Origin of the sequence: Pseudomonas syringae pv. cilantro (assembly GCF_001293775.1) — a bacterium.
Lineage (GTDB): Bacteria > Pseudomonadota > Gammaproteobacteria > Pseudomonadales > Pseudomonadaceae > Aquipseudomonas > Aquipseudomonas syringae_P.
Genome location: NZ_LGLN01000047.1, coordinates 1 through 3,321, shown reverse-complemented (window position 1 = coordinate 3,321; position 3,321 = coordinate 1). Strand labels below are relative to the sequence as shown.

The 3,321-nt window shown below is 54.8% G+C and carries 6 protein-coding genes; 2 read left to right on the top strand and 4 right to left on the bottom strand.

The annotated features are described in order from the left end of the window. Positions 1–5: 5 nt before the first annotated feature. Complete coding sequence (locus tag ABJ99_RS29140) at positions 6–221, top strand: hypothetical protein (RefSeq protein ID WP_054086285.1); 216 nt, start codon at positions 6–8, stop codon at positions 219–221. 10 nt (positions 222–231) lie between these two features. Then, positions 232–390, top strand: a complete 159-nt coding sequence (locus ABJ99_RS28260) for a hypothetical protein (protein WP_154864418.1) — start codon at positions 232–234, stop codon at positions 388–390. Positions 391–471: 81 nt separating this feature from the next. Here ABJ99_RS28260 and ABJ99_RS13585 read toward each other — a convergent pair whose 3' ends face one another. The 4 genes from ABJ99_RS13585 to ABJ99_RS13565 all read right to left on the bottom strand — a co-directional run. Beyond that, positions 472–1,770, bottom strand: coding sequence for a Y-family DNA polymerase (locus ABJ99_RS13585; RefSeq protein ID WP_054086284.1), 1,299 nt, complete (start codon positions 1,768–1,770; stop codon positions 472–474). Next, positions 1,748–2,173 carry a LexA family protein gene (locus tag ABJ99_RS13580; RefSeq protein WP_054086283.1) on the bottom strand — a complete coding sequence of 142 codons (426 nt, stop codon included), beginning with the start codon at positions 2,171–2,173 and terminating at the stop codon, positions 1,748–1,750. The genes ABJ99_RS13585 and ABJ99_RS13580 overlap by 23 nt, the downstream gene beginning before the upstream one ends. Positions 2,174–2,877: 704 nt before the next feature. Then, entirely contained in the window at positions 2,878–3,099 is a 222-nt protein-coding gene (locus tag ABJ99_RS13570) for a hypothetical protein (protein WP_054086281.1), read from the bottom strand. Beyond that, on the bottom strand, positions 3,089–3,321 hold a 233-nt coding region (locus ABJ99_RS13565; protein ID WP_054086280.1), incomplete at its 5' end, for a hypothetical protein. The genes ABJ99_RS13570 and ABJ99_RS13565, both read right to left, overlap by 11 nt.

Below are 3,321 nucleotides of genomic sequence, written 5' to 3'. Positions count from 1 at the left end.
GTCGTATGAAACTGGTATTGGCTCAACTTATTGCAGTTCTGGCTTCAATAGCTCTGGGGGAAGCAGGGCAGCGCACAGGCGAACTGGTGTACATCGAGGTAGGCATTCTTGCTCTCCTCTTGGGCGTAGTTCTGATGCTCGCAACCTTTGGACTCGAACTCGTTGAGTTGCTGCGCGAAAGGTCACTGAGCCAAGGCCGCCTCGATACGCCAGCGGCATAGGAAAACCCGCATGAACGACCGAAATTTAGGATTGGTAGCCGGTTTGGCCCTCGCGGCAAGTGCTACCGCTGGCTTGCTTGGCCATGAGACCGTTGCGGCCGTTTTGGGTGTGGTTGGCATCGCTTTCGCGGTTGCTCTTGGGTTGTCCAAGCGCGCTAAACGCGCCTGACATAGGAAAGATCGTACGGTAAGGTGCGCTTCTCAAAACGGATTTTAAGTATGCAAAGCTGATACTGGATTGACTATTTGATTACTTAGCCTTTACAACCCACAGCTGATCAAGCCGCGTCGTGTAGCTCAGGCTCATCAGCTCACGACGCATGCCCCAGTCCGGTGTGGCCGGTACTGAACCTGTACGCAGCGTTCCACGTCCCCACTTGCCGTTGATTGAATCCAAAGCCGCCATCAGCCGATCTGAACTTGCCGGCTGGCTGGCTGCGAACAGGTCATCGGTAAACTCGCCTGGCTGACAAATATCCATCAGCAGCACTTCCGCTTTGCTGTATCTGAAGCCTGGTCGAAAAATCCGCGAAACCGCCTCGGTAGCGTATTGAGTCATCAGCCGCACATCGTTTGTGGGGTAGGGCAGCTGCACCAGCGCGCCGTTCGCATACTTGGCCTCGTCAGGGTTGAACATCCCTGTGCGGATGCTGACCCTGATCTTTTTGCACACGGAACCCTGGGCTCTCAGCTTCTCAGAGGCGCGCATCATGTAGGTGGCCACCGCCTCTTTGATCGGCCCCAGCTCGGTCAGCCGCTTACCAAACATTCTGCTGCAACAAATCTCCTGGCGTGGGGGTTCGACCTCGTCCAGTTCCAGGCATGCAGTACCCGCCAGCTCACGTGCCGTTTTCTCGATCACGACGCTGAACGTTTTGCGCAGCATCCAGGGATCGGCCATAGCCAGGTCCTTGGCCGACAGGATCTGCATGCCCTCCAGGTGCGCTTTCATTTTTCGACCGATGCCCCAGACTTCACCGACAGAGGTATTGCGCAACACCCAATCGCGTTTTACAGGGTCGCAGATGTCCACGACCCCGCCTGTGTGTGCCTGAAGCCGTTTTGCCGTGTAATTGGCAAGCTTTGCCAGGGTCTTGGTCGGTGCAATCCCCACACCCACGGGAATGCCGGTGCAGCGATGGACTTTGGCTCGAATCGATCTTCCCAACTCGGTGAGATTGCCTGGCATGCCGGTGAGGTCTAAAAATGCTTCGTCGATGGACGCCACTTCGACTCGCGGAACCATAGATTCTATGATGGTCATCATGCGGAGGCTTAAGTCGCCATATAACGCAAAATTACTGCTGAACGCCTGGATTCCCTGCCGGCGCAATACATCCTTGATCTGGAAATAAGGGGCGCCCATTTTCACGAAGGGTTTTGCATCGTAGCTACGGGCAATTACACAGCCATCATTTGAGCTCAAAACAACGATAGGCACCTTGGCCAAGTCAGGTCGGAACACGCGCTCACAGCTGGCGTAGAACGAGTTCCCATCTGCCAGTCCAAACACAGGCGTTGATTTGTCACTCAAAGCTTGTGACGCCATGTCGCACAACGCCCCATATCGACAACTCTTCACCTTCCAGGATATGCCGAGGCGGATAGGCAGGGTTGGCTGACTTCAGCACCACATGGTCGCCCTGCAGGATGAGGATTTTGCACAGAGGCTCATTGTTCACTGCCGCAATCACGATGCTGCCATTGGACGGCTTTCGCGACCGATCTACGACAACCAGGCTGTCATGAAAAATCTTTGCGCCCTCCATGCTGTCGCCATCGATCTTGGCCACGTAGATGTGAGGTGCACGTAAATCCATCAGCCGGTCGAATGAGAAATCCTGCTCGATGTGGTCTGCAGCTGGGTTAGGAAAACCGGCGGGGATTTTGAAAGTGTAGAAGGGTATGACCTTTCCGGACCCGCACAACCGACCGAGTATTTTGACGTTCATGAGGCGAACCTGGCTGGGAACAGACTTAACTGTATGGACGTACAGTTAACAACTCACAGCCTCAACACGTCAACTAAAGCCGACCAGCAGCACGCAAGTCCAAGCGTGATCGGCGCAGACACATTCACGCACTGGCGGTTAGGTCCTTCGAGCGTCGCGCCTCGCCCGTGCAAGTCGTCTCCCACGAATGCCCTCTCTGGTGCCTCCTGCAAGCCGTCCAAGTTGGACGTTTGACATTAAGTCCAGAAGTGCATCGAAAGCTGACAGCCTGGTCTTGTACGGGCCTGAAAACCGAGCGATGCCCAGCTCACGCCGATACGCGCACACGGTTACTGCCGGTACACCGCAAACCGCACTTATCGATGTGTCAGATTGTTTCCCCAACAGGGGCGCGTAACGCTTGAGGACGTGCCGAGGGTAGGGATCGATCCCTTTCTTGGTTCTGCGTTTGCAAACGGCCGCAGGGAGCGTACCGGCCATTTCGGCAATAACGTAGTCGTGAACCTCACCAAGGAGGTGATCGAACGGCTCGATCTTGGATTTCACCGGCACGGTGGATTCCTCTGCAGCAGCATCAAGTCGCTTACCTAATGTTCGTGGAGCTGGTGGTGGACAGGGTGACTTGTCGCCTTGGGAGGCAGCAGCCAACAAGCCCTTGGGCGCGATAGCCGCTCTACTGCAACTGCCCAGCTCGATGGCTGGGCTTAGGCGTCGGTAGTAGGACGCTTCAAACTTTTGTTTTCAGGTAAGGCCCAAACCAGCTTTTTCAACATCGGGTGCCAGCGCAAATTGTAAGTATGGCGTCCATAAAAACGACTGTTTTTAGGCCCTACGACTTCCGTGAACTCATCGCCGGCACGAGCCATCCGCTGGCCGTCAAACGGACCACCAATCACCAGCAGTTTTTGGCTCTCATCACGCTCCATGTGCTTCATTCTTTTTGAATGATGCGACGACGGAGACGAACATGTCCGTTAGCAGCAACACAATCGAAATACCGAGCAAACCTAACCCCAGTTGACTCACCCAACGCAGACCGGTCTGCTGGCCCGTTTCAAGCAAGACATTGGCGAATCCAAGAAAAAGTACCATCGCTATAGTCAATTTCATGTTCATTCCTTTTAGAAAGTGGGGACTTGAAGCGGTGC